Source organism: Marmoricola sp. Leaf446 (assembly GCF_001424755.1).
Taxonomy (GTDB): Bacteria; Actinomycetota; Actinomycetes; order Propionibacteriales; family Nocardioidaceae; genus Marmoricola.
The window spans coordinates 283,153-304,541 of record NZ_LMRF01000001.1; the positions used below are offsets into that span (position 1 = coordinate 283,153).

Sequence of the window (21,389 nt, forward strand, 5' to 3'; positions counted from 1 at the left end):
AGTCATGGGACTTGAGGAGAAGCTCCCCAGCGGGGTGCTGCTGACCACCGTCGAGGGCGTCGCGGGCTACATGCGCAAGGCCTCGTTCTGGCCGGCCACGTTCGGCCTGGCCTGCTGCGCCATCGAGATGATGACCAGCGGCGGCCCGAAGTACGACCTCGCGCGGTTCGGCATGGAGGTCTTCCGGGCCAGCCCGCGCCAGGCCGACCTGATGATCGTCGCCGGCCGGGTCAGCCAGAAGATGGCCCCGGTGCTGCGCCAGATCTACGACCAGATGGCCGAGCCCAAGTGGGTGCTCGCCATGGGCGTGTGCGCCAGCTCCGGCGGCATGTTCAACAACTACTCGATCGTGCAGGGCGTGGACCACGTCGTCCCCGTCGACATGTACCTCCCCGGCTGCCCGCCGCGGCCCGAGATGCTCATCGACGCGATCCTCAAGCTGCACGACCAGGTCCAGGCGACCAAGCTCGGCCCCAACCGCCTCGCCGAGATCGAGGAGCAGGAGACCGCCGGGCTCAACGCGCTGCCGACCGGGCAGCTGAAGGGCCTGATGAGGTGAGCGACGACACCACCGGCACCAACCCCGAGACCCGTGCCGAGCCCGGGACCGAGGTCGACAGCACCGACCGGATGCCCGAGAACGTCCCGGACCACGACGGCGAGCAGATCGGTCGTCGCCAGGGCATGTTCGGCGTCCGCGGCACCGGCGACACCTCCGGCTACGGCGGTCTCGACCGCCCGGTGCAGATGCCGGGCAGCACCCCGCCGCCCTACGGCGGCTGGATGGACGACGTCGCGGCCGCGCTGGCCGAGGCCGCCCGCTCCGCCGGCGTCGAGGCGGCCGTGGAGCGCGTCGTGGTCCACCGCGGCGAGATCACCTTCTTCGTCAGGCGCGAGCACCTGCGTGCCCTCGTCGCGCGGCTGCGTGACGACGAGGCGCTGCGCTTCGAGCTGTGCTCGGGCGTCAGCGGCGTGCACTACCCCGACGACCGCGGCCGCGAGCTGCACGTCGTCTACCACCTGCTGTCGATGACCCACAACCGCCGCGTGCGGCTCGAGGTCACGGCACCGGACGCCGATCCCCACGTGCCGAGCGTGGTGGCGACGTACCCGACGGCTGACTGGCACGAGCGCGAGGTCTTCGACTTCTTCGGCGTGGTCTTCGACGGCCACCCGGCGCTCACGCGCATCCAGATGCCGGACGACTGGCCGGGCCACCCCCAGCGCAAGGACTACCCCCTGGGCGGCATCCCGGTCGAGTACAAGGGCGGGACGGTTCCCCCGCCCGACCAGCGGAGGAGCTACAACTGATGAGCTCGACCACCGAAGCACCGGACCCGTACGCCGCCACCGAGGCCGAGACCAGCCAGGGCCGCGTCTTCACCGTCACCGGCCAGGACTGGGACTCCATCACCCAGGGCATCGACGACGAGCACGACAACAAGGTCGTGGTCAACATGGGCCCGCAGCACCCCTCGACCCACGGGGTGCTCCGCCTGATCCTCGAGCTCGAGGGCGAGACGGTCACCGAGGCCCGCTGCGGCATCGGCTACCTCCACACCGGCATCGAGAAGAACATGGAGTACCGCTCCTGGGTGCAGGGCGTCACCTTCTGCACCCGGATGGACTACCTCTCGCCGTTCTACAACGAGATGACCTACTGCCTCGGCGTCGAGCGGCTGCTCGACATCGAGGCCGACATCCCCGAGAAGGCCCAGGTCATGCGGGTGCTCCTGATGGAGCTCAACCGCATCTCCTCCCACCTGGTGGCCATCGCCACCGGCGGCATGGAGATCGGCGCGCTGACCGTGATGACGATCGGCTTCCGCGAGCGCGAGCTGGTCCTCGACCTGTTCGAGCTGATCACCGGCCTGCGGATGAACCACGCGTTCATCCGTCCCGGCGGCGTGGCGCAGGACATGCCGGCCGGCGGCATCGACGCCATCCGCGACTTCGTGACGCTGATGAAGAAGCGCCTGCCCGAGTACGCCGCCCTGTGCAACGCCAACCCGATCTTCAAGGCCCGCCTGCAGGGCGTCGGCCACCTCGACCTGGCCGGCTGCCTGGCGCTGGGCATCACCGGTCCGGTGCTGCGCTCGACCGGCTACCCCTGGGACCTGCGCAAGACCCAGCCCTACTCCGGCTACGAGGACTACGAGTTCGACGTGCCGACCCGCGACTCGATGGACGCCTACGGCCGCTTCCGGATCCGCGTCGACGAGATGTGGGAGTCGCTCAGGATCGTCGAGCAGGCCACCAACCGGCTGGCCGACCTCGAGGGTGCGCCGGTCATGGTCGGCGACAAGAAGATCGCCTGGCCCAGCCAGCTGGCCATCGGCAGCGACGGCATGGGCAACAGCCTCGACCACATCAAGCACATCATGGGCGAGTCCATGGAGGCCCTGATCCACCACTTCAAGCTGGTGACCGAGGGCTTCCGGGTCCCGGCCGGGCAGGCGTACGTCCCGGTCGAGTCGCCGCGCGGCGAGCTGGGCGCCCACGTCGTCTCCGACGGCGGCACGCGCCCCTTCCGGGCGCACTTCCGCGACCCGTCCTTCGTCAACCTCCAGGCGACCTCGGTGATGAGCGAGGGCGGCCAGGTGGCCGACGTCATCGTCGCGATCGCCTCGATCGACCCCGTCATGGGAGGAGTGGACCGATGAGCCCCTCGGAGGAGGCCGGCCGCATCCCCGGCATGGACGACGACACCACGGCCGGCGCGGTCTCGACCACCCAGGTCAACGCCGACCGGCTGCCCGCGGCGACCTACGCCGAGCTCGAGCAGATCGCCGCCCGCTACCCGCAGGCCCGCTCCGGGCTGCTCCCGATGCTGCACCTCGTGCAGAGCGCCGAGGGGCAGGTCACCTCGCGCGGCATCGAGGCGTGCGCGGAGATCCTCGGCATCAGCGCGGCCGAGGTCAGCGGCGTGGCGACCTTCTACACGATGTACAAGCGCCGCCCCGTCGGCGATTACCACGTCGGGGTCTGCACCAACACGCTCTGCGCGATCATGGGCGGCGACCTGATCTTCGACCGGCTCAAGGACCACCTCGACCTCGGCAACGACGAGACCACCCCGGCCGAGGACGGCCGCCGCTCGATCACGCTGGAGCACATCGAGTGCAACGCCGCGTGCGACTACGCCCCGGTGATGACGGTCAACTGGGAGTTCATGGACAACATGACCCCCGAGTCGGCCACCACGCTGGTCGACGACCTGCGCTCCGGGGCCGAGGTCACCTCGACCCGCGGACCGCGGCTGGTCACGTGGCGCGAGGCCGAGCGCGTGCTCGCCGGGTTCCCCGACGACCTGGCCGACGAGGGCCCCTCCGCGGGGCCCGCGTCGCTGCTCGGGCGTGAGATCGCGCGGCAGCGGGGCTGGACCGCCCCCAGCGTGGCGGAGGCGGCGCAGGCCGCCGACGTGAAGGACCAGGGCGCCGACAAGGCCGAGGGCGAGACCACGGCCGGCAAGGCCGGCGGGGCTCCCGAGTCGGCCGAGACGGAGTCGCAGGCGGCCGTCGCCGAGTCGGGCGCGGACGCCAAGCACGAGGACAACCCGCGCAACACCGGAGAGGGCGACGCGTGAGCACTCCCATCGACACCCTGACCCCCGTCCTGACCGACAACTGGGGCGCCGAGCGCTCCTGGACGCTCGCGGCCTACGAGGCCCAGGGCGGCTACCGGGCGCTGCACAAGGCGCTGGCCATGGAGCCGACCGCGGTCGTGGAGACCGTCAAGGCCTCCAACCTGCGCGGCCGCGGCGGCGCGGGCTTCCCGACCGGCATGAAGTGGGGCTTCATCCCGCAGGACAACCCCAACCCCAAGTACCTCGTCGTCAACGCCGACGAGTCCGAGCCGGGGACGTGCAAGGACACCCCGCTGATGATGGCCACGCCGCACACGCTGGTCGAGGGCGTCATCATCAGCGCCTACGCGATCCGCGCCAGCCACGCCTTCATCTACGTCCGCGGCGAGATCCTGCACGTCATCCGCCGGCTGCAGCGGGCCGTGCAGGAGGCCTACCTCGCCGGTCACCTCGGCGCCGACATCCACGGCTCGGGCTACAGCCTCGAGCTGGTGGTCCACGCCGGCGCGGGCGCCTACATCTGCGGCGAGGAGACGGCGCTGCTCGACTCGCTCGAGGGCCGTCGCGGACAACCGCGGCTGCGGCCGCCGTTCCCGGCGGTGGCGGGCCTCTACGCCAGCCCGACCGTGATCAACAACGTCGAGTCCATCGCCTCGGTGCCCAGCATCATCGACCGGGGCGCGGAGTGGTTCGCCTCGATGGGCACCGAGAAGTCCAAGGGCTACGGCATCTTCTCGCTCTCGGGCCACGTCACCAACCCCGGTCAGTTCGAGGCGCCGCTCGGCATCACGCTGCGCGAGCTGATCGAGCTCGCGGGCGGGATGCGGCAGGGCCACGAGCTGAAGTTCTGGACTCCCGGCGGCTCCTCCACGCCGCTGCTGACGGCCGAGCACCTCGACGTGCCGCTGGACTTCGAGGGGGTCGCCGGCGTCGGCTCGATGCTCGGCACCCGCGCGCTGCAGATCTTCGACGAGACCACCTGCGTGGTCCGCGCGGTGCTGCGGTGGACCGAGTTCTACAAGCACGAGTCCTGCGGCAAGTGCACGCCGTGCCGCGAGGGCACCTGGTGGCTGGTGCAGACGCTGGCCCACCTCGAGCAGGGCCAGGGCTCCGAGTCCGACCTCGACCTGCTCGACGACGTCTGCGACAACATCCTGGGCCGCTCCTTCTGCGCGCTCGGTGACGGCGCCACCAGCCCGATCACCTCCTCGGTCCAGCACTTCCGCGACGAGTACCTCGCGCACCTGACCCACGGCGGGTGCCCGTTCGACCGCGAGGCCTCCACCGTCTTCGCCCGCGAGGGAGCAAGCGCATGACGACCACCCCGGAGAGGTCGAAGGAGACCGCCCCGCAGCGTTCCGACGAGGTCACGGTGACCATCGACGGCGTCGAGGTCTCGGTCCCCAGGAACACCCTGGTGATCCGGGCGGCGGAGCAGATCGGCGTCCAGATCCCGCGCTTCTGCGACCACCCGCTGCTGGCGCCGGTCGGCGCCTGCCGGCAGTGCCTGGTCGACGTGCCCGACGGCGGCAACGGCCGCCCCATCCCCAAGCCGCAGGCCTCCTGCACGCTGACGGTCGCCGACGGCATGGTCGTGAACACCCAGGCCACCTCGCCGGTCGCCGACAAGGCGCAGCAGGGCGTGATGGAGCTGCTGCTCATCAACCACCCGCTCGACTGCCCGGTCTGCGACAAGGGCGGCGAGTGCCCGCTGCAGAACCAGGCGATGAGCAACGGCCGCGGCGAGACCCGGTTCACCGCCGAGAAGCGGCTCTACCCCAAGCCGATCAACATCTCCGCCCAGGTGCTACTCGACCGCGAGCGCTGCGTGCTGTGCGCCCGCTGCACCCGCTTCTCCGAGCAGATCGCCGGCGACCCGTTCATCGCGCTGGTCGAGCGTGGCGCGCTGCAGCAGGTCGGCATCTACGAGAAGGAGCCCTTCGAGAGCTACTTCTCCGGCAACACGATCCAGATCTGCCCGGTCGGCGCGCTGACGTCCTCGGCGTACCGCTTCCGCTCGCGGCCCTTCGACCTGGTCTCGACCCCGTCGGTGGCCGAGCACGACGCCTGCGGCTCCGCGATCCGCGTCGACCACCGTCGCGGCAAGGTGATGCGCCGCCTCGCCGGCGACGACCCGCAGGTCAACGAGGAGTGGATCACCGACAAGGACCGCTTCGGCTTCACCTGGGCCCGCCAGGACGACCGGCTGCGCCACCCCCAGGTCCGCGACGCCGAGACCGGCGAGCTGCGCGCTGCGAGCTGGCCCGAGGCGTTCGCCGTCGCCGCGCGCGGCCTCGACGCCGCCCGCGAGGCCGGCGGGGTCGGCGTGCTGCCCGGCGGCCGGCTCACGGCCGAGGACGCCTACGCCTACGCCAAGTTCGCCCGGGTGGCGCTCGGCACCAACGACGTCGACTTCCGCGCCCGCGCCCAGTCGGCCGAGGAGGCGGAGTTCCTCGCCGCCCACGTCGTGCTCTCGGGCCCCGGCTCCGGGGCCGTGACGTACGCCGACCTCGAGGCCGCCCGCTCGGTGCTGCTGGTCGGCTTCGAGCCCGAGGACGAGGCCGGCACCGTCTTCCTGCGGCTGCGCAAGGCCGTGCGCGGCGCCGCCGGGGCCAAGGTCTGGTCGATCGCGCCGTTCACCTCGCGCGGCCTGCACAAGCTGGCCGGCACCCTGATCCCGACCCGTCCCGGCGACGAGGTGCAGGTCATCGAGGGCCTGGCCCACAGTCCCGAGGTCCCCGTCGACGCCGGCTCCGTGGTGCTGGTCGGGGAGCGGCTCGCCGCCGTCCCCGGCGCTCTCGCCGCGGTCTCCGCGCTGGCCCGCACCACCGGTGCCCGGCTGGCCTGGGTGCCGCGCCGGGCCGGTGACCGCGGGGCGCTCGAGGTCGGCGCGCTGCCGACCCTGCTGCCCGGCGGCCGTCCCGTGGCCGACGCCGCGGCCCGCGTCGACCTGGCCGCGGCCTGGGGCGTCGAGGGCCTGCCCGAGACCCCCGGCCGCGACACCGACGCCATCGTCACCGCCGCCGCGGCCGGCGAGCTCGGCGGCCTGGTCGTGGGGGGCGTTGACCCCGCCGACCTGCCCGACCCGGCGCTGGCCCTGGCCGCGCTGGAGCGCGCCTCCTTCGTGGTCTCGCTCGAGGTCCGCGAGTCCGACGTCACCCGCCTCGCCGACGTGGTGCTGCCCGTCGCCCCGCCGACCGACAAGGCCGGCACCTTCGTCAACTGGGAGGGTCGCCTGCGCCACTTCGGCAAGGTGATGCACAACCCCTCCTCGCTGCCCGACGTGCGGGTGCTGGCCGGGATCGCCGAGGAGCTCGGCACCCCGCTCGGCCTGCGCACCCCCGAGCAGGCCTGGGACGAGATGGGCCAGATCGGCCCGTGGGACGGCGAGCGCGCCACGACCGTGGCCGCGCCCGAGCACGACGCCGGCGCTCCGGTGGCCGCCCCCGCCGACTTCGACGGCTCGCTCGTGCTGGCCTCCTGGAAGCAGCAGCTCGACGACGGCCGGCTCCAGGACGGCGACGAGCCGATGCGCGCCACCGCCCGCAAGCCCGTGGTGCTCGTCGGTGCGGCGACGCTCCAGGCGCTCGGCGCCCGGGCCGGCGAGCGGGTCACCCTCACCGGTCCGCTGGGCTCGGTGGAGCTGCCGATCGGCGTCTCCGACCTCGCCGAAGGCACGGTGTGGGCCCCCGCCAGCGCGCCGGGCCTCTCGGTGCGTCACCTGGTCGGCCCGGCGGGCAGCCCGGTCTCGCTGACCGTGGGAGCCTCGACGGGCTCGAGCTCCCTCACCACCACCGGAGGCGACCAGTGAGCCCCATCCTCCCCGCCGTGCTCCCGATCGGACTCCCCGTGCCGCTCGCGGACGCCGGGCTCGAGGCGTTCGGCAAGGACCCGATCTGGCTGGTGCTGCTCAAGGCCGTGCTGATCTTCGTGGTCCTCGTGCTGCTCACGCTGTTCAACATCTGGTGGGAGCGCCGGGTCGTGGCGCGGATGCAGCACCGCATCGGCCCCAACCGCCACGGTCCCTTCGGGCTGCTGCAGAGCCTCGCCGACGGCGTGAAGCTGGCGCTGAAGGAGGACATCATCCCGAAGGCGGCCGACAAGCTGGTCTTCGTGATCGCGCCGGTGATCGCGGTGATCCCGGCCTTCGTCACCTTCTCGGTGATCCCGTTCGGGCCCGAGGTCAAGGTCCCGTTCACCGACATCACCACGCCGCTGCAGCTCACCGACATGCCGGTCGCGGTCATCTTCGTGATGGCGATCGCCTCGATCGGCATCTACGGCATCGTGCTCGGCGGCTGGTCCAGCGGGTCGACGTACTCCCTGCTGGGTGGGCTGCGCTCCAGCGCCCAGATGATCTCCTACGAGGTCGCGATGGGCCTGGCCCTGGTCGCGGTCTTCCTGCACGCCGGCTCGATGTCGACCTCGCAGATCGTGGCCGCGCAGAGCGACGTGTGGTTCGTCTTCACGCTGATCCCGTCCTTCGTGATCTACGTGATCGCGATGGTGGGGGAGACCAACCGGGCGCCCTTCGACCTCCCCGAGGCCGAGGGCGAGCTGGTCGGTGGCTTCCACACCGAGTACAGCTCGCTGAAGTTCGCGCTGTTCTTCCTCGCCGAGTACATCAACATGGCCACCGTCTCGGCGCTGGCCACGACGCTCTTCCTCGGCGGCTGGCGCGCCCCCTTCGGGATCGCGCAGGTCTGGGAGGGCGCCAACGAGGGCTACTGGCCCTTCATCTGGTTCATGGGCAAGACCCTGGCCTTCATCTTCATGTTCATCTGGCTGCGCGGCTCGCTGCCGCGGTTGCGCTACGACCAGTTCATGGCGTTCGGCTGGAAGGTCCTCATCCCGGTCTCGATCGTGTGGATCGTGGCGGTCGCCGCCATCCGCGTGGTCGACCTCGAGGGCGGGTTCGACCGTCGCTGGCTGATCGGCGCCGCCGCGGTGCTGGCCCTGCTGGTGGTCGTGCTGATGTTCGTCCCCGAGCGGGAGCAGCCCGAGCCGGTGGCCGACAGCGAGCCGTTCGACGCCTTCGCCGGCGGCTACCCCGTCCCGCCGATGCCCGGCCAGGACGCCGGCACCGCGGGTCGCACCGGCTCCACCTCGCTGAGCAGCACCGGCTCATCCACCCCCGACGCAGGAGGCACGCGCTGATGGCGACGCTCAAGGAGCAGCTCTGGGACCCGGTCGCCGGGTTCGGCGTCACCTTCCGGACCATGTTCCGCAAGGTGGTCACCGAGCAGTACCCCGAGCAGAAGGAGCCCACGGCACCCCGCTTCCACGGGCGCCACCAGCTCAACCGCTGGCCCGACGGCCTGGAGAAGTGCATCGGCTGCGAGCTGTGCGCGTGGGCCTGCCCGGCGGACGCGATCTACGTCGAGGGTGCGTCCAACGACGACGGCGCCGGCGACGGCTCCGGTCGGTTCTCGCCCGGCGAGCGCTACGGCCGCGTCTACCAGATCAACTACCTGCGCTGCATCCTGTGCGGGCTGTGCATCGAGGCGTGCCCGACGCGCGCGCTCACGATGACCAACGAGTACGAGCTCGCCGACAACAACCGCGCCGACCTCATCTACGAGAAGAGCGACCTGCTCGCGCCGCTGCTGCCCGGCATGGAGCAGCCGCCGCACGCGATGCGGCTCGGCGCCGACGAGGGCGACTACTACCGCGGCACGCTGCGCCGGCAGGACGCCCCGGAGGAGACGCCGGGAGGGACCACGCCGTGATCGCCTTCTGGATCCTGGCCCCGGTGATGGTGGTGTGCGCCCTCGGGCTGCTGTTCGCCCGCAAGGCGGTGCACTGCGCCCTGCTGCTGGCGGTCGTGATGATCAGCCTCGCGGTGCTGTACGCCGTCCAGGACGCGCCGTTCCTGTTCGCCATCCAGATCATCGTCTACACCGGCGCCATCTTGATGCTGTTCCTCTTCGTGCTCATGCTGGTCGGCGTCGACGCGTCGGACTCCGTGGTCGAGACGATCCGCGGCCAGCGCGCGCTCGCCACGATCGTCGGCCTGCTGTTCGGGGTCACCCTCGTGGTCGGCATCGCCCAGGTGAGCGTCGGCACGGTCGTCGGCCTCGACGAGGCCAACGCCGAGGGCAACGTCATCGGCATCGCCCGGGTGCTGTTCACCAAGTACGTCTTCGCCTTCGAGGTCACCTCGGCCCTGCTGATCACCGCCGCCCTGGGCGCGATGGTGCTGGCCCACCGCGAGCGGCTCACCCCCAAGCTGGGCCAGGCCGAGGTCGCCGCCCAGCGGATGCGCGACTACGCCGAGCACGGCAAGCACCTCGGCCCGCTGCCCTCGCCGGGCGTCTTCGCGCGCCACAACGCGGTCGACACCCCCGCGCTGCTGCCCGACGGCAGCGTGGCCGAGTCATCGATCTCGCGGGTGCTCGCCGCCCGCGGGTCGGTCAACAGCGCCCCGGGCAGCGCGCGGCAGGTGCAGCGCCTCGGCGGCGGCGACCAGGACGTGCCCGAGCGTGACGACTCCTCCGACGCGGGGGGTGCGGGCCGATGAGCGTCACCCCCTTCATCGTGCTCAGCGCGATCCTGTTCACCATCGGTGCGGTCGGCGTGCTCACCCGCCGCAACGCGATCGTGGTGTTCATGTGCGTGGAGCTGATGCTCAACGCCAGCAACCTCGCGCTGATCACCTTCGCCAAGGCCAACGGCAACCTCGACGGGCAGATCGCGGCGTTCTTCGTCATGGTCGTCGCCGCCGCCGAGGTCGTGGTCGGGCTCGCGATCATCATGACCATCTTCCGCACGCGTCGCTCCGCCTCGGTCGACGACGCCAGCCTGCTGAAGTACTAAGGGGCACTCCACGTGATCTCAACTGCGATCGACGTCCTCGCCGCGGAGGGTGGACACAGCATCCCGCTGGTCGAGCCCACCTCGGCCGGGTCGCTGGCGCTCCCGCTCGTCCTGGTCATCGCGCTCCCCGCCGTGGGGGCCGCGATCCTGCTGCTCGGCGGTCGGCGCACCGACGCCTGGGGGCACCTGCTCGGGACCGCGGCCGTCGTCGGCTCGTTCGTCTGCTCGCTGTGGCTCTTCCTCGGCCTGCTCGGCCGCGGCGAGGAGGAGCGCCAGCTCGGGCTCGACCTGTGGACGTGGTTCGCCACCGGCCGGTGGGAGGTCAAGCTCGGGCTGCTCTACGACCCGCTGTCGGCGCTGTTCCTGCTGCTCATCACCGGTGTCGGCGCCCTGATCCACGTCTACTCCATCGGCTACATGGAGCACGACGTCCGGCGGCGGCGGTTCTTCGGCTACCTCAACCTGTTCGTCGCGGCGATGCTGGTGCTGGTGCTCTCCTCGGACTACGTCGGGGTGTTCCTGGGCTGGGAGGGCGTCGGCCTGGCGTCGTACCTCCTGATCGGGTTCTGGCAGCACAAGCCCAGCGCGGCCGCGGCGTCCAAGAAGGCGTTCGTGATCAACCGCGTCGGTGACATCGGGCTCTCGCTCGGCGTCGGCCTGATGCTGGTCACCTTCGGCACCACCTCCTTCGACGAGGTCTCCGCGCTCACCAGCGGCGCGTCGGCCGGGGTGATGACCGCGATCGGCCTGCTGCTGCTGCTCGCCGCGTGCGGCAAGTCGGCGCAGTTCCCGCTGCAGTCCTGGCTGCTCGACGCGATGGAGGGCCCGACCCCGGTCTCGGCCCTCATCCACGCCGCCACCATGGTCACCGCGGGCGTCTACCTGATCGTGCGCTCGCAGTTCGTGTTCGAGTACTCCGACACCGCCCGGCTCGCGGTCGCGGTGATCGGCACCATCACGCTGCTGATGGGCGCCTGGATCGGCTGCGCCAAGGACGACATCAAGAAGACCCTGGCCGGCTCGACGATGAGCCAGATCGGCTACATGGTGCTGGCCTCGGGTCTCGGCGTCGCGGGCTACGCCTTCGCGATCTTCCACCTGCTGACCCACGGTGCCTTCAAGGCCAACATGTTCCTCGGGGCCGGCTCGGTGATGCACGGCACCGACGACGACGTCGACATGCGCCACTACGGCGCGCTGCAGAAGGCGATGCCGGTCACCTTCCTCACCTTCGCGATGGGCTACCTGGCCATCATCGGGTTCCCCGGGTTCTCCGGCTTCTGGTCCAAGGACAAGATCATCGAGACCGCGCTCGCGGAGAGCCCGGTCCTCGGGGTCTGCGCCCTGCTCGGCGCCGGCGTCACCGGCTTCTACATGACCCGGCTGATGCTCATGACGTTCTTCGGACCGAAGCGCTGGGAGCCGGGCGTGCACCCGCACGAGTCGCCCAAGGTGATGACCTTCCCGCTCGTGGCCCTCGCGGCGCTGTCGGTGCTCGGCGGCCTGCTGCTGCTCAACGACTGGATCGTCACCTTCCTGGCCCCGGTGACCGGCGAGGCCGAGGAGCACCACCTGCCGGTGCCGCCGATCCTGATCAGTGCGCTGGTGGTCCTGGTCGTCGCCCTCGGCGTCGCGCTCGCCTTCGTCCTCTTCGGGCGACGCGAGGTGCCGCGCGAGGCCCCGACCGAGGTCTCCTTCCTCACCCGCGCCGGGCGCAACGAGCTCTACGGCAACGAGGTCAACGACACCCTCGTGGTCGGCCCCGGCAAGCAGCTCACCGCCGGGCTCGCGACCTTCGACCGCGCCGTGGTCGACGGCGGAGCGATGGGGACGGCCGCCTCGATCGGCGGCCTGTCCCAGGCGCTGCGCCGCGCCCAGAACGGCTTCGTGCGCTCCTACGCGCTCTCCCTGCTGGCCGGGGCCGCCCTCGTCCTGCTCGCACTCGTGGTGGTGAACCTCGCATGACGCTCCCGTGGCTGACCATCCTGCTGCTGCTGCCGATCCTCGGGTCGGTCGTGGTCGCGCTGCTGCCCGCACGACTGGGCGGACCCCTGCCCAAGCTCGTCGGGCTGGGCTTCTCCGTGCTCACCCTGGTGCTCGCGATCGGCATCGCCGTGGCCTACCAGCCCGGCACCGGCCTCCAGTTCGCCGAGGAGGTGACCTGGATCGACCTGTTCGGGGCGCACTACGCCCTCGGGCTCGACGGCATCGGCCTCACGCTGGTGCTGCTCACGGTGATCCTCACCCCGATCGTGATGCTGGCCTCGTGGGAGGACGGCGAGACCGGGCGCTGGGGCGCGAAGGGCCTGTTCGCGTGGATGCTCGCGCTCGAGGGCCTCTCGATCGGCGTGTTCGCGGCCACCGACGTGTTCCTGTTCTACGTCTTCTTCGAGGCCACGCTGATCCCCGTCTACTTCATGGTGGCCGGCTACGGCGGTCCCCGACGGGTGCAGGCGGCGGTCAAGTTCCTCCTCTACTCGCTCGCCGGCGGTCTGGTCATGCTGGCCTCGGTCATTGGTCTCTACGTCGTGTCCGCGGACAGCGAGGGCGGTCCGACGTACCTCGTCAGCGAGCTCGCGCAGCTCGACATCGGCACCGCCGCCGGGCGCTGGATGTTCGTCGGCTTCTTCATCGCCTTCGCGATCAAGGCGCCGATGTTCCCGGTCCACACCTGGCTGCCGGACACCACCGAGCAGGCGACGCCCGGCACCTCGGTGCTGCTGGTGAGCGTGCTCGACAAGATCGGCACCTTCGGGATGATCCGGTTCTGCCTGGAGATCTTCCCCGAGGCCTCGCGCTGGGCCACGCCCGTGGTGATCGTGCTCGCGGTGTTCTCGATCCTGTACGGCGCCCTGATGGCGATCGGCTCGCAGAACATCTCGCGCCTGATCGCCTACACCTCGGTGTCCCACTTCGGCTTCATCGTGCTGGGCATCTTCGTGATGAACAGCCAGGGCCTCGCGGGCGCCAACCTCTACATGTTCAACCACGGCCTCTCCACGGCCGCGCTGTTCCTGGTCACCGGCTACCTGATCTCGCGTCGCGGGTCGGCCCGCATCGAGGACTTCGGCGGCGTGGAGAAGGTGGCGCCGGTGCTCGCCGGGCTGATGCTCGTCGCCGGTCTCTCCTCGCTGGCGCTGCCGGGGTTGTCGCCGTTCGTCTCCGAGCTGCTCGTCATGGTGGGTGCGTTCGTCTACTCGCCGTGGGTGGCCGCGTTCGCGGTGCTCGGCATCGTGCTGGCCGCGATCTACGTGCTCTGGCTCTACCAGCGCACCATGACCGGGCCGGTCCACGAGGGCGTCGCCGGCATGCGTGACCTGGGCCTGCGCGAGATCGGGGCGCTGGCTCCGCTCGTCGCCCTGATCGTGGCCCTGGGCTTCTACCCGCAGCCGCTGCTCGACGTGATCAACCCCGCCGTCGACCACACCATGTCGCAGGTCGAGAAGTCCGACCCGCGACCCACCGTCACCGAAGGGGAGGCCCAGGAGTGAACGGCTTCGACGCCCCGAAGATCGAGTACTTCACCGTCTCGCCGATCCTCATCGTCCTCGGCGTGGCCGTGATCGGCGTCCTCGTCGAGGCCTTCGCCCCCCGCAAGCTGCGCTACCCGCTCCAGGTCGGCACCGCCCTGGTCGGCCTCGCCGCTGCCTTCGCCACCTCGGTCGTCGTCTTCGCGCGGCTCAACCCGTTCGCCGGTGACGTCAAGGCCGGCAAGGTCGTGGCCGAGGGGGCCCTCGCGGCCGACGGACCGGCGGTCTTCTGCTGGCTGCTCGTGCTGGTCCTCGGTGCGCTGAGCGTGCTGCTGTTCGCCGAGCGTCGGCTCGAGGCGGGCGTGGTCGGCTTCGCCGGCCAGGCCGCCGCGCTGCCCGGCACCGAGGCCGAGCGCGAGGCCTCGACCAGCGGCCTGGAGCACACCGAGGTCTTCCCGCTCATCATGTTCGCGATCGGCGGCATGCTGCTCTTCCCCGCGGCCAACGACCTGCTCACCATGTTCGTCGCCCTCGAGGTGCTCTCGCTCCCGCTCTACCTGCTGTGCGGGCTCGCCCGGCGGCGCCGGCTGCTGAGCCAGGAGGCGGCGCTGAAGTACTTCCTGCTCGGCGCCTTCAGCTCCGGCTTCTTCGTCTACGGCATCGCCCTGGTCTACGGGTACGCCGGGTCGATGGGCTTCGCCCAGATCGCGGCGGCCGTCCAGGCCGACGGCGGCGAGCGGGGCCTGCTGCTGGCCGGCATCGCGCTGATCTCGGTCGGCCTGCTGTTCAAGGTGGGCGCGGCGCCGTTCCACTCCTGGACGCCCGACGTCTACCAGGGCGCCCCGACCGCGGTGACCGCCTTCATGGCCGCGGCGACCAAGGTGGCCGCCTTCGGAGCGCTGCTCCGGCTCTTCTACGTCGCCTTCGGCGGCAACCGCACCGACTGGACCCCGATGATCTGGGCCGTCGCCATCCTCACGATGGTGGTCGGCTCGGTGCTCGCGATCTCGCAGACCGACATCAAGCGGATGCTGGCCTACTCCTCGATCGCGCACGCCGGCTTCATCCTCACCGGCTTCCTCGGCATCCGCTCGCTCGACGAGGTCGCCGCCGGCGGCCTCACCGGCGTCAGCGCGGTGCTGTTCTACCTCACGACCTACGGCTTCACCACGCTCGCGGCCTTCGCCATCGTCACCCTGGTGCGCGACGGCGGGGGCGAGGCCACCCACCTGGCCCGCTGGCAGGGCCTGGGCAAGGAGTCGCCCCTCGTGGCCGGCGCCTTCGCCTTCCTGCTGCTCGCCATGGCCGGCATCCCGCTCACGAGCGGCTTCACCGGCAAGTGGGCGGTCTTCGCGGCCGCGCTGCAGGTCGGCGCATGGCCGGTGGTGATCGTGGCCGTGCTGATGTCGGCCGTCGCGGCGTACTTCTACGTCCGCGTGATCGTGCTGATGTTCTTCTCCGAGCCCGTGGGCGACGGCCCCAGCGTGACCACGCCCAGCATCATGACCTCGGTCGTGATCGGCTTCGGCGTCCTGGCCACCCTGGTGCTGGGCATCGTCCCGGGCGCCCTGATCGACGTTCTCGGCCGCGTGGGAGTATTCATCAGGTGAGCGCACCCCTCGCCCTGCCCATCCTCGACGCCGCGCTCGAGGCCCGGCTGCGCCGTCGGATGGACGAGGTCGAGGTCGCCCTGTCCGACCACGTGGCCAGCGAGGCCGCCTTCGTGACGGAGGCGGCGCGGCACCTGCTCGAGGCCGGCGGCAAGCGGTTCCGGCCGCTGCTGGTCCTGCTCGCGGCCGAGGCCGGCGACCGTCCCGACGACCCGGGCGTGCTCACCTCGGCCTGCGTGGTGGAGCTGACCCACCTGGCCTCGCTCTACCACGACGACGTCATGGACGAGGCCGACCTGCGCCGCGGGGCCGCCTCGGCCAACGCCCGCTGGGACAACCACGTCGCGATCCTCACCGGCGACTTCCTGTTCTCCAAGTCGAGCGAGCTGACCGCCGAGCTGGGCGCCGACGCCGTGCGCATCCAGGCCCAGACCTTCTCCTCGCTGGTCGAGGGCCAGATCCTGGAGACCGTCGGCCCCCGCGACGGCGCCGACGAGCTCGAGCACCACCTGCGCACCGTCGCCGGCAAGACCGGCTCGCTCATCGCCACCTCGGCCCGCTACGGCGCCCGCTTCTCCGGCGCCCCCCGCGACGTCGAGGACGCGCTGCACGAGTACGGCGCCAAGGTCGGCGTCGCCTTCCAGCTCTCCGACGACATCCTCGACATCGCCTCCGACACCGAGGAGTCCGGCAAGACCCCCGGCACCGACCTCCGTGAGGGCGTCCCCACGCTGCCGGTGCTGATCGCCCGTCGCTCCACCGACCCGGCCGACGCTCGGCTGGTCGAGCTGCTCGGCTCCGACCTCTCGGCCGACGAGCCCCACGCCGAGGCCCTCGCCCTGCTCCGCGCCCACCCGGCCCTGGCCGAGGCCCGCGCCTACGTCGTCGACCTCGCCGGCGAGGCCAAGGCGCTGCTCAAGGTCCTCCCCGACGGCCCCGTCCGGGCCGCCCTCGAGGCCTTCGCCGACGTCGTCGCCACCCGCACCGCCTGAGCGGCGTACGTCGGGCTGGTGGTCGGTTGCTGGCCGTTGGTTTCACAGGGTCCCCTGTGAAACCAACGCTTCCCGACGAGAACTTCGACCGGGGAGCCGCAGATCTCCCCGGGGAGTGGGGTCACCGGTCGCCGTACGCGGTCAGCATCCGTCGGGTCCTTGCTGCCAGCCGCGCGCCGTGCGACAGGTCGGCCCAGGTGTAGCGGATCATCCCGCAGCCGGTCAGCTCCCGCAGCGCGTCCTCACGCAGCTTCTCGTCGCGTACGGCGTCGGCGATCGTCTGGCCGGGACGGAGCATGCGAACGTACTTCGACATTCCGTCGAACTCGCCCAGCAGCTTGTGCTCGAGCCAGGCCATGTCGCAGATGCCGACGACCTCGCCGTCCTCGTCGCGGACGACGTACTGCAGCCGAGGCTCGGGGATGCCGTGCACGAAGAAGGCCACGCGCGTGCGGCTCTCGCCGACGGACTGTGCCCCCTCGCGGGCGATCCGGACGACGACCTGGAGCGACCGCGAGAACGGGTGACGACTGCGGGCTCGGTAGGCCGACCAGACGGCGTCGGGATCACCGAGCCCGCAGTCGTAGAGCGAGTCGACGATGACGACCCCGCGCTCGACGTCGTGCAGCGAGGCCGCCTCCAGGGCCGCCCGCACGGGTCCCACGACGAGTCCTTCTCCCTTCGGCAGCACGTCCTGCCTGGGTGCGGCCCCCTCGTGGTAGACCACGTCGTGGGTGTGGCGGCCGCTCTCCCCGTCGAGCCTCGTCACGTGGACGCGCCGCAGGTCGGCGTCCCACAGCCGCAGACCGTGCTCGGCCGCAGCGGAGGTGTGGCTCAGCATCACGCGATCGCCGTGCGTCAGCAGGACGGCCTGCCCTCGGGTCCGGAACCGCTCGACGTCATCCATGGCCCGCCACGCCTGCGCCGACACGTAGGCGCCGTGCCGTGATCTGACCAGGCGGCCAGAACGTACGCCGCTGGTGAGGTCGGCGTCGCGGTAGCCCGCAGCGAGCGCCTCGCGACGAAGGAACAGGCCGTGGGGGCGGAGGTGGAGGAGGTCGTCCATGGTGGGCGAGCCTGACGACCGCACCGGCGCCGTGGGGCCGGCTGCCGCCAGCTGTGGACATCGACCACAGCGTCGACGGCTGTGGAGGCGAGCCGGTCGTTGGTGCGGCGTACTCCCCGGGGCTTCTGCCGGCTTCCCGGATCGAACTTCGACCGGGGAGCTGCGGTTTCACAGGGGACCCTGTGAAACCGCAGCGTCCGACTGGCGTACGACGGGACCAGCCCGCCACCCAGCCGACCGGTCAGTCCTGGTAGGTCACCACGACGGCCGGGCGGGGGAAGCCGTCGGTGCCGGGCCAGGTGGAGGAGGGGTTCTCGAAGGTGGCCCCGTCGGTCTCGCCGGGGTGCTGGACGGCGACGAAGACCGAGTGGCCGTCGTCGGTGATCAGCGGGCCGCAGGTCTCGGCGCCCTTCGGCACGGTGAGGAACTGCTGGACCCGTCCCCGCTGGGAGCCGCTGACGGGCACCCGGAAGAGACCGTCGTGGGAGCCGAGCTGGGCGCCGTCGGTGGAGATCCACAGGTTGCCGACGCTGTCGAAGGCGACGTTGTCGGGGCAGCTGATCGGGCTGACCTGCTGCTTGGGGTAGCCCGCGAAGTAGGTCTCGGGGGCGTCGGGGTCACCGCACACCAGCATCAGGTCCCAGCCGAACGTCGTCGCGCTGTGGTCGCCCTGGGCGGGGCTGATCTCCAGCACGTAGCCGTTGCGGTTGCCCGACCTGGTCTCCAGGGGGCCGCCCAGCGTGGAGCGGGTGCGGCTCTGGGCGAGCGGGTTCGCCTCGTCCGTGGGGTACGACGTACCGCGGTTGCTGTTGTTGGTCAGCGCGCAGTAGACCTTGCCGTTGACGGGGTTGGGCTCGATGTCCTCGGGCCGGTCCATCTTGGTCGGCTTGACGGTGTCGGCGGCCAGCCGGGTGTCGATCAGCACGTCGGCCACGCTCATGCCGGGGACGAAGGACCTGGTGTCCGAGGTGAGCGGGATCCACTGGCCGGTGCCGTCGTAGACGCCGTCCCCGGTCCCGTCGCCGCTGAAGCGGGCGACGTACAGCGTGCCCTCGGTGAGCAGCTCGAGGTTGCGACGGCGGGCGGCGCGGCCCTCGCGGGCGTCGAACGTACGCCGCGACACGAACTTGTAGATGTAGTCGCCGCGCTCGTCGTCGCCCATGTACGCCACCGCGCGGCCGTCGCGGGCGATCGCGATGTTGGCGCCCTCGTGCTTGAAGCGGCCCAGCATCGTCTGCTTGCGCGGGGTCGAGCGGGGGTCGGAGGGGTCGACCTCGACGATCCAGCCGAAGCGGAACGGCTCGTGCGGCTCCTTGCTCAGGTCGAAGCGGGGGTCGACCTCGCCCCAGCCGCGCGAGCCGGACCCGGTGAGGCCGTAGCGGGCGTAGGACGTCGTGTAGCGCGGGTCGAGGGAGCCGGACTTGTCGAAGTAGCCGTTGAAGTTCTCCTCGCCCGAGAGCACGGTGCCCCACGGGGTGGTGCCGCCGGCGCAGTTGCCGAAGGTGCCCCGCACGGTGCGGCCCTTCGGGTCGGCGGAGGTGCGCAGCCGCGGGTCGCCCGCGGCGGGGCCGACGACGGCGAACTTCGTGGTGCCGGTGATCCGGCGGTTGCGCGGGGCCTTGCCGGGGCGCACCTGCGTCCAGGAGCCGCGGCGGCTGCCGCGCTGGAGCTCGACGACCGACATGCCGTGGGACTGGATCGCGATCCGCTTGATGGTCGCGGAGTCGTAGCGGCCGGTGGGGAACATCAGGTTCTCGTCGGTGTACTCGTGGTTGGTCACGAGCAGCGCGCGGCGGCGGCCCTGGGGCAGCACGCCGACGTAGTCGTTGTTGTAGCCGAACTGGAGGGCGGCGGACTCGGGCGTCTGACGGTCCACGTCGAAGGCGGGGGACTGCTTGAACAGCCGGTCACCCCACTTGACCACGACGTCGGAGCGGTAGCCCTGCGGGACGGTGACCCGGTCGGCGGTGTTGGGCGCGACGGGCGCGAAGGCGGCGGTGGCGACGCCCCCGCCACGACGGGCGGCGACGGGAGTGGCGCCGGCAGCGGCCGGAGCGGGTGCGGCGGCGGCGGGGGCGGCGTTGACGCCGGCCACGGCGAGTGCGCCGATGCCGACACCGGCGGCCTTGAGCACCGAGCGGCGGCGCAGGGCGTGGGACGCGACCTCGTGGAACTCGGGGTTGTCGGTGGTGTTGGGCATCGGCTTGAAGCAGGCGTCGGCGCAGCGGTAGTGACAGGTCGCCGCGCTGCGCGAGCCGTGGGGGCCCTCGGTCAGGAGCGGGAGCAGCTGGTGCAGGGTCATCGGTTCTCCGAGTACGACGTGGGGTGGACCTCCCCAGCCAACCCAGCCCCGGCGGACCCCCGGTGACGCCCAGGTGAACGCCAGCGGTCAGACGGCGCTGGCCTCGGCGGCCAGCCGCAGCTGGCTGCGCCGGTGGCCGAGCGCCTCGACGGTGAAGGCGACGAGGGCGACCCACACCAGCCCGAAGCCGAGCCACTTCACCGGGGTCATCTGCTCGCCGAAGACCACCAGGCCCAGCACGAACTGCAGCGTCGGGGCGAGGTACTGCAGCAGCCCGATGGTGGTCATCGAGACCCGCGTCGCGGCGGCGCCGAAGCAGATCAGCGGCACCGCGGTGACCAGGCCGGTGGAGACCATCAGCACGGCGTGCCCGGCACCCTCGGTGCCGAAGCTCGAGCGGCCGGAGGCGGTGAGCCAGACCAGGTAGCCAAGCGCGAGGGGCACCAGCACCACGGTCTCGAGGGTGAGGCTCTCCACCGCGCCGACGTCGGCCTTCTTCTTCATCAGCCCGTAGGTGCCGAACGAGCCGGCCAGCAGCACCGCCACCCACGGCGGGTGGCCGTAGTCGACCGTGAGCACCACGACCGCGACGCCGGCGAGCCCGACGGCCGCCCACTGCACCGGCCGCAGCCGCTCCCCGAGCACCAGCACCCCGAGCAGCACGGTGACCAGCGGGTTGACGAAGTAGCCGAGCGAGACCTCCACGACCCGGCCGGCGTTGACGCCGTAGATGAAGCCGCCCCAGTTGAAGGCGATCACCACGGCCGCGGCGGTCAGCAGCAGCACCACCCGGCGGTCGCGCAGGATCGCGCGCAGCTGCGGCGTACGACGCAGCAGCAGCGTCAGCGCGACCATGGTCACCAGCGACCAGCACACCCGGTGGGCGAGGATCTCGATCGCGCCCGCCGGCGCGAGCAGCGTCCAGTAGAGCGGGAACAGCCCCCACATGGCGTACGCCGCCGCCCCCAGGAGGAACCCCTGCTGCGCGGCGGAGCGGGGTTCACGGGTGCGCGACACGTCACTACCGTACGCCGCTGACGCTCCTGACAGACAGCAGGGCACCCGGCGTCCTAGGGTGGCCGGCATGGGCACCTACGTCGTCGAGCGCCGCGTCCTGGTCCACGCCCCCGCCGAGCGGGTGCACGAGCGGGTCGCGGACTTCCGCCAGTGGGTCTCCTGGTCGCCGTGGGAGGGTCTCGACCCGGCGCTGGACCGCGTCTACAGCGGACCCGACGCCGGGGTCGGGTCGCGCTACGCCTGGTCGGGCAACCGCAAGGCCGGTCGCGGCAGCATGCAGGTCACCGGCGCCTCGCCCGACCGCATCGACGTGCAGCTGGAGTTCCTCAAGCCGTTCCGCTCGACCGCGGCGGTCGTGTTCGAGCTCGCCCCCACCGACGCCGGCACCGAGGTGACCTGGCGGATGGAGGGCGAGCAGACCGGCCTGATGGGCGTGGTGGGGCGCGTGGTCCCGATGGACAGGCTGATCGGCAAGGACCTCGAGCGCGGGCTGGCCCGGCTCAAGGCCGTCTCGGAGGAGACGGCCTGAG

At 71.5% G+C, this 21,389-nt stretch carries 18 protein-coding genes; 15 read left to right on the plus strand and 3 right to left on the minus strand.

The genetic code is table 11. From position 1 onward, the window contains the following. Nucleotides 1-4: 4 nt before the first annotated feature. From ASG49_RS01240 to ASG49_RS01305, 14 genes are all read left to right on the plus strand, one after another. Entirely contained in the window at nt 5-559 is a 555-nt protein-coding gene (locus ASG49_RS01240; protein ID WP_056536045.1) for an NADH-quinone oxidoreductase subunit B family protein, read from the plus strand. Further along, nucleotides 556-1,311 carry an NADH-quinone oxidoreductase subunit C gene (locus tag ASG49_RS01245; protein WP_082533693.1) on the plus strand — a complete coding sequence of 252 codons (756 nt, stop codon included), beginning with the start codon at nt 556-558 and terminating at the stop codon, nt 1,309-1,311. Before ASG49_RS01240 ends, ASG49_RS01245 begins: the two co-directional genes overlap by 4 nt. Next, a complete protein-coding gene (locus ASG49_RS01250; RefSeq protein WP_056536048.1) occupies nt 1,311-2,663 on the plus strand; it encodes an NADH-quinone oxidoreductase subunit D in 1,353 nt (450 codons plus the stop codon). Before ASG49_RS01245 ends, ASG49_RS01250 begins: the two co-directional genes overlap by 1 nt. Beyond that, on the plus strand, nt 2,660-3,586 hold the full coding sequence (gene nuoE / locus ASG49_RS01255) for an NADH-quinone oxidoreductase subunit NuoE (protein ID WP_156384142.1): 927 nt from the start codon (nt 2,660-2,662) through the stop codon (nt 3,584-3,586). The genes ASG49_RS01250 and nuoE overlap by 4 nt, the downstream gene beginning before the upstream one ends. Then, nucleotides 3,583-4,902, plus strand: coding sequence for an NADH-quinone oxidoreductase subunit NuoF (gene nuoF, locus ASG49_RS01260; RefSeq protein ID WP_200936173.1), 1,320 nt, complete (start codon nt 3,583-3,585; stop codon nt 4,900-4,902). The genes nuoE and nuoF overlap by 4 nt, the downstream gene beginning before the upstream one ends. Beyond that, on the plus strand, nt 4,899-7,397 hold the full coding sequence (locus ASG49_RS01265; protein WP_056536051.1) for an NADH-quinone oxidoreductase subunit G: 2,499 nt from the start codon (nt 4,899-4,901) through the stop codon (nt 7,395-7,397). The genes nuoF and ASG49_RS01265 overlap by 4 nt, the downstream gene beginning before the upstream one ends. A gap of 5 nt (nt 7,398-7,402) precedes the next feature. After that, complete coding sequence (nuoH, locus tag ASG49_RS01270; RefSeq protein WP_156384220.1) at nt 7,403-8,743, plus strand: NADH-quinone oxidoreductase subunit NuoH; 1,341 nt, start codon at nt 7,403-7,405, stop codon at nt 8,741-8,743. Further along, nucleotides 8,743-9,315, plus strand: coding sequence for an NADH-quinone oxidoreductase subunit NuoI (gene nuoI, locus ASG49_RS01275; protein ID WP_056536054.1), 573 nt, complete (start codon nt 8,743-8,745; stop codon nt 9,313-9,315). The genes nuoH and nuoI overlap by 1 nt, the downstream gene beginning before the upstream one ends. After that, complete coding sequence (locus ASG49_RS01280; protein WP_082533694.1) at nt 9,312-10,106, plus strand: NADH-quinone oxidoreductase subunit J; 795 nt, start codon at nt 9,312-9,314, stop codon at nt 10,104-10,106. Before nuoI ends, ASG49_RS01280 begins: the two co-directional genes overlap by 4 nt. Next, the gene (gene nuoK, locus ASG49_RS01285) at nt 10,103-10,402 is read left to right on the plus strand and encodes an NADH-quinone oxidoreductase subunit NuoK (RefSeq protein ID WP_056536057.1); all 300 of its coding nucleotides are present in this window, start codon (nt 10,103-10,105) and stop codon (nt 10,400-10,402) included. The genes ASG49_RS01280 and nuoK overlap by 4 nt, the downstream gene beginning before the upstream one ends. A 93-nt stretch (nt 10,403-10,495) precedes the next feature. After that, a complete protein-coding gene (gene nuoL, locus ASG49_RS01290; RefSeq protein WP_056539517.1) occupies nt 10,496-12,367 on the plus strand; it encodes an NADH-quinone oxidoreductase subunit L in 1,872 nt (623 codons plus the stop codon). Next, nucleotides 12,364-13,893, plus strand: coding sequence for an NADH-quinone oxidoreductase subunit M (locus ASG49_RS01295; protein WP_056536059.1), 1,530 nt, complete (start codon nt 12,364-12,366; stop codon nt 13,891-13,893). Before nuoL ends, ASG49_RS01295 begins: the two co-directional genes overlap by 4 nt. Continuing rightward, nucleotides 13,890-15,482 carry an NADH-quinone oxidoreductase subunit NuoN gene (gene nuoN, locus ASG49_RS01300; RefSeq protein WP_056536063.1) on the plus strand — a complete coding sequence of 531 codons (1,593 nt, stop codon included), beginning with the start codon at nt 13,890-13,892 and terminating at the stop codon, nt 15,480-15,482. The genes ASG49_RS01295 and nuoN overlap by 4 nt, the downstream gene beginning before the upstream one ends. A 59-nt stretch (nt 15,483-15,541) precedes the next feature. After that, nucleotides 15,542-16,474 carry a polyprenyl synthetase family protein gene (locus ASG49_RS01305; protein ID WP_082533878.1) on the plus strand — a complete coding sequence of 311 codons (933 nt, stop codon included), beginning with the start codon at nt 15,542-15,544 and terminating at the stop codon, nt 16,472-16,474. Between the two features lie 121 nt (nt 16,475-16,595). Here the strand turns inward: ASG49_RS01305 and ASG49_RS01310 are convergent, their stop codons facing one another. From ASG49_RS01310 to rarD, 3 genes are all read right to left on the minus strand, one after another. Continuing rightward, nucleotides 16,596-17,540 (minus strand): type IV toxin-antitoxin system AbiEi family antitoxin domain-containing protein, encoded by a 945-nt coding sequence (locus ASG49_RS01310; protein ID WP_056536066.1) that lies wholly within the window; start codon nt 17,538-17,540, stop codon nt 16,596-16,598. A gap of 241 nt (nt 17,541-17,781) precedes the next feature. Continuing rightward, a complete protein-coding gene (locus ASG49_RS01315; protein WP_056536069.1) occupies nt 17,782-19,842 on the minus strand; it encodes a PhoX family phosphatase in 2,061 nt (686 codons plus the stop codon). An 87-nt stretch (nt 19,843-19,929) separates the two neighbouring features. After that, the gene (gene rarD / locus ASG49_RS01320) at nt 19,930-20,859 is read right to left on the minus strand and encodes an EamA family transporter RarD (RefSeq protein WP_056536071.1); all 930 of its coding nucleotides are present in this window, start codon (nt 20,857-20,859) and stop codon (nt 19,930-19,932) included. Between the two features lie 67 nt (nt 20,860-20,926). Between rarD and ASG49_RS01325 the strand changes: the two genes are divergently transcribed. Next, the gene (locus ASG49_RS01325) at nt 20,927-21,388 is read left to right on the plus strand and encodes an SRPBCC family protein (protein WP_056536074.1); all 462 of its coding nucleotides are present in this window, start codon (nt 20,927-20,929) and stop codon (nt 21,386-21,388) included. Nucleotide 21,389: the final 1 nt, after the last annotated feature.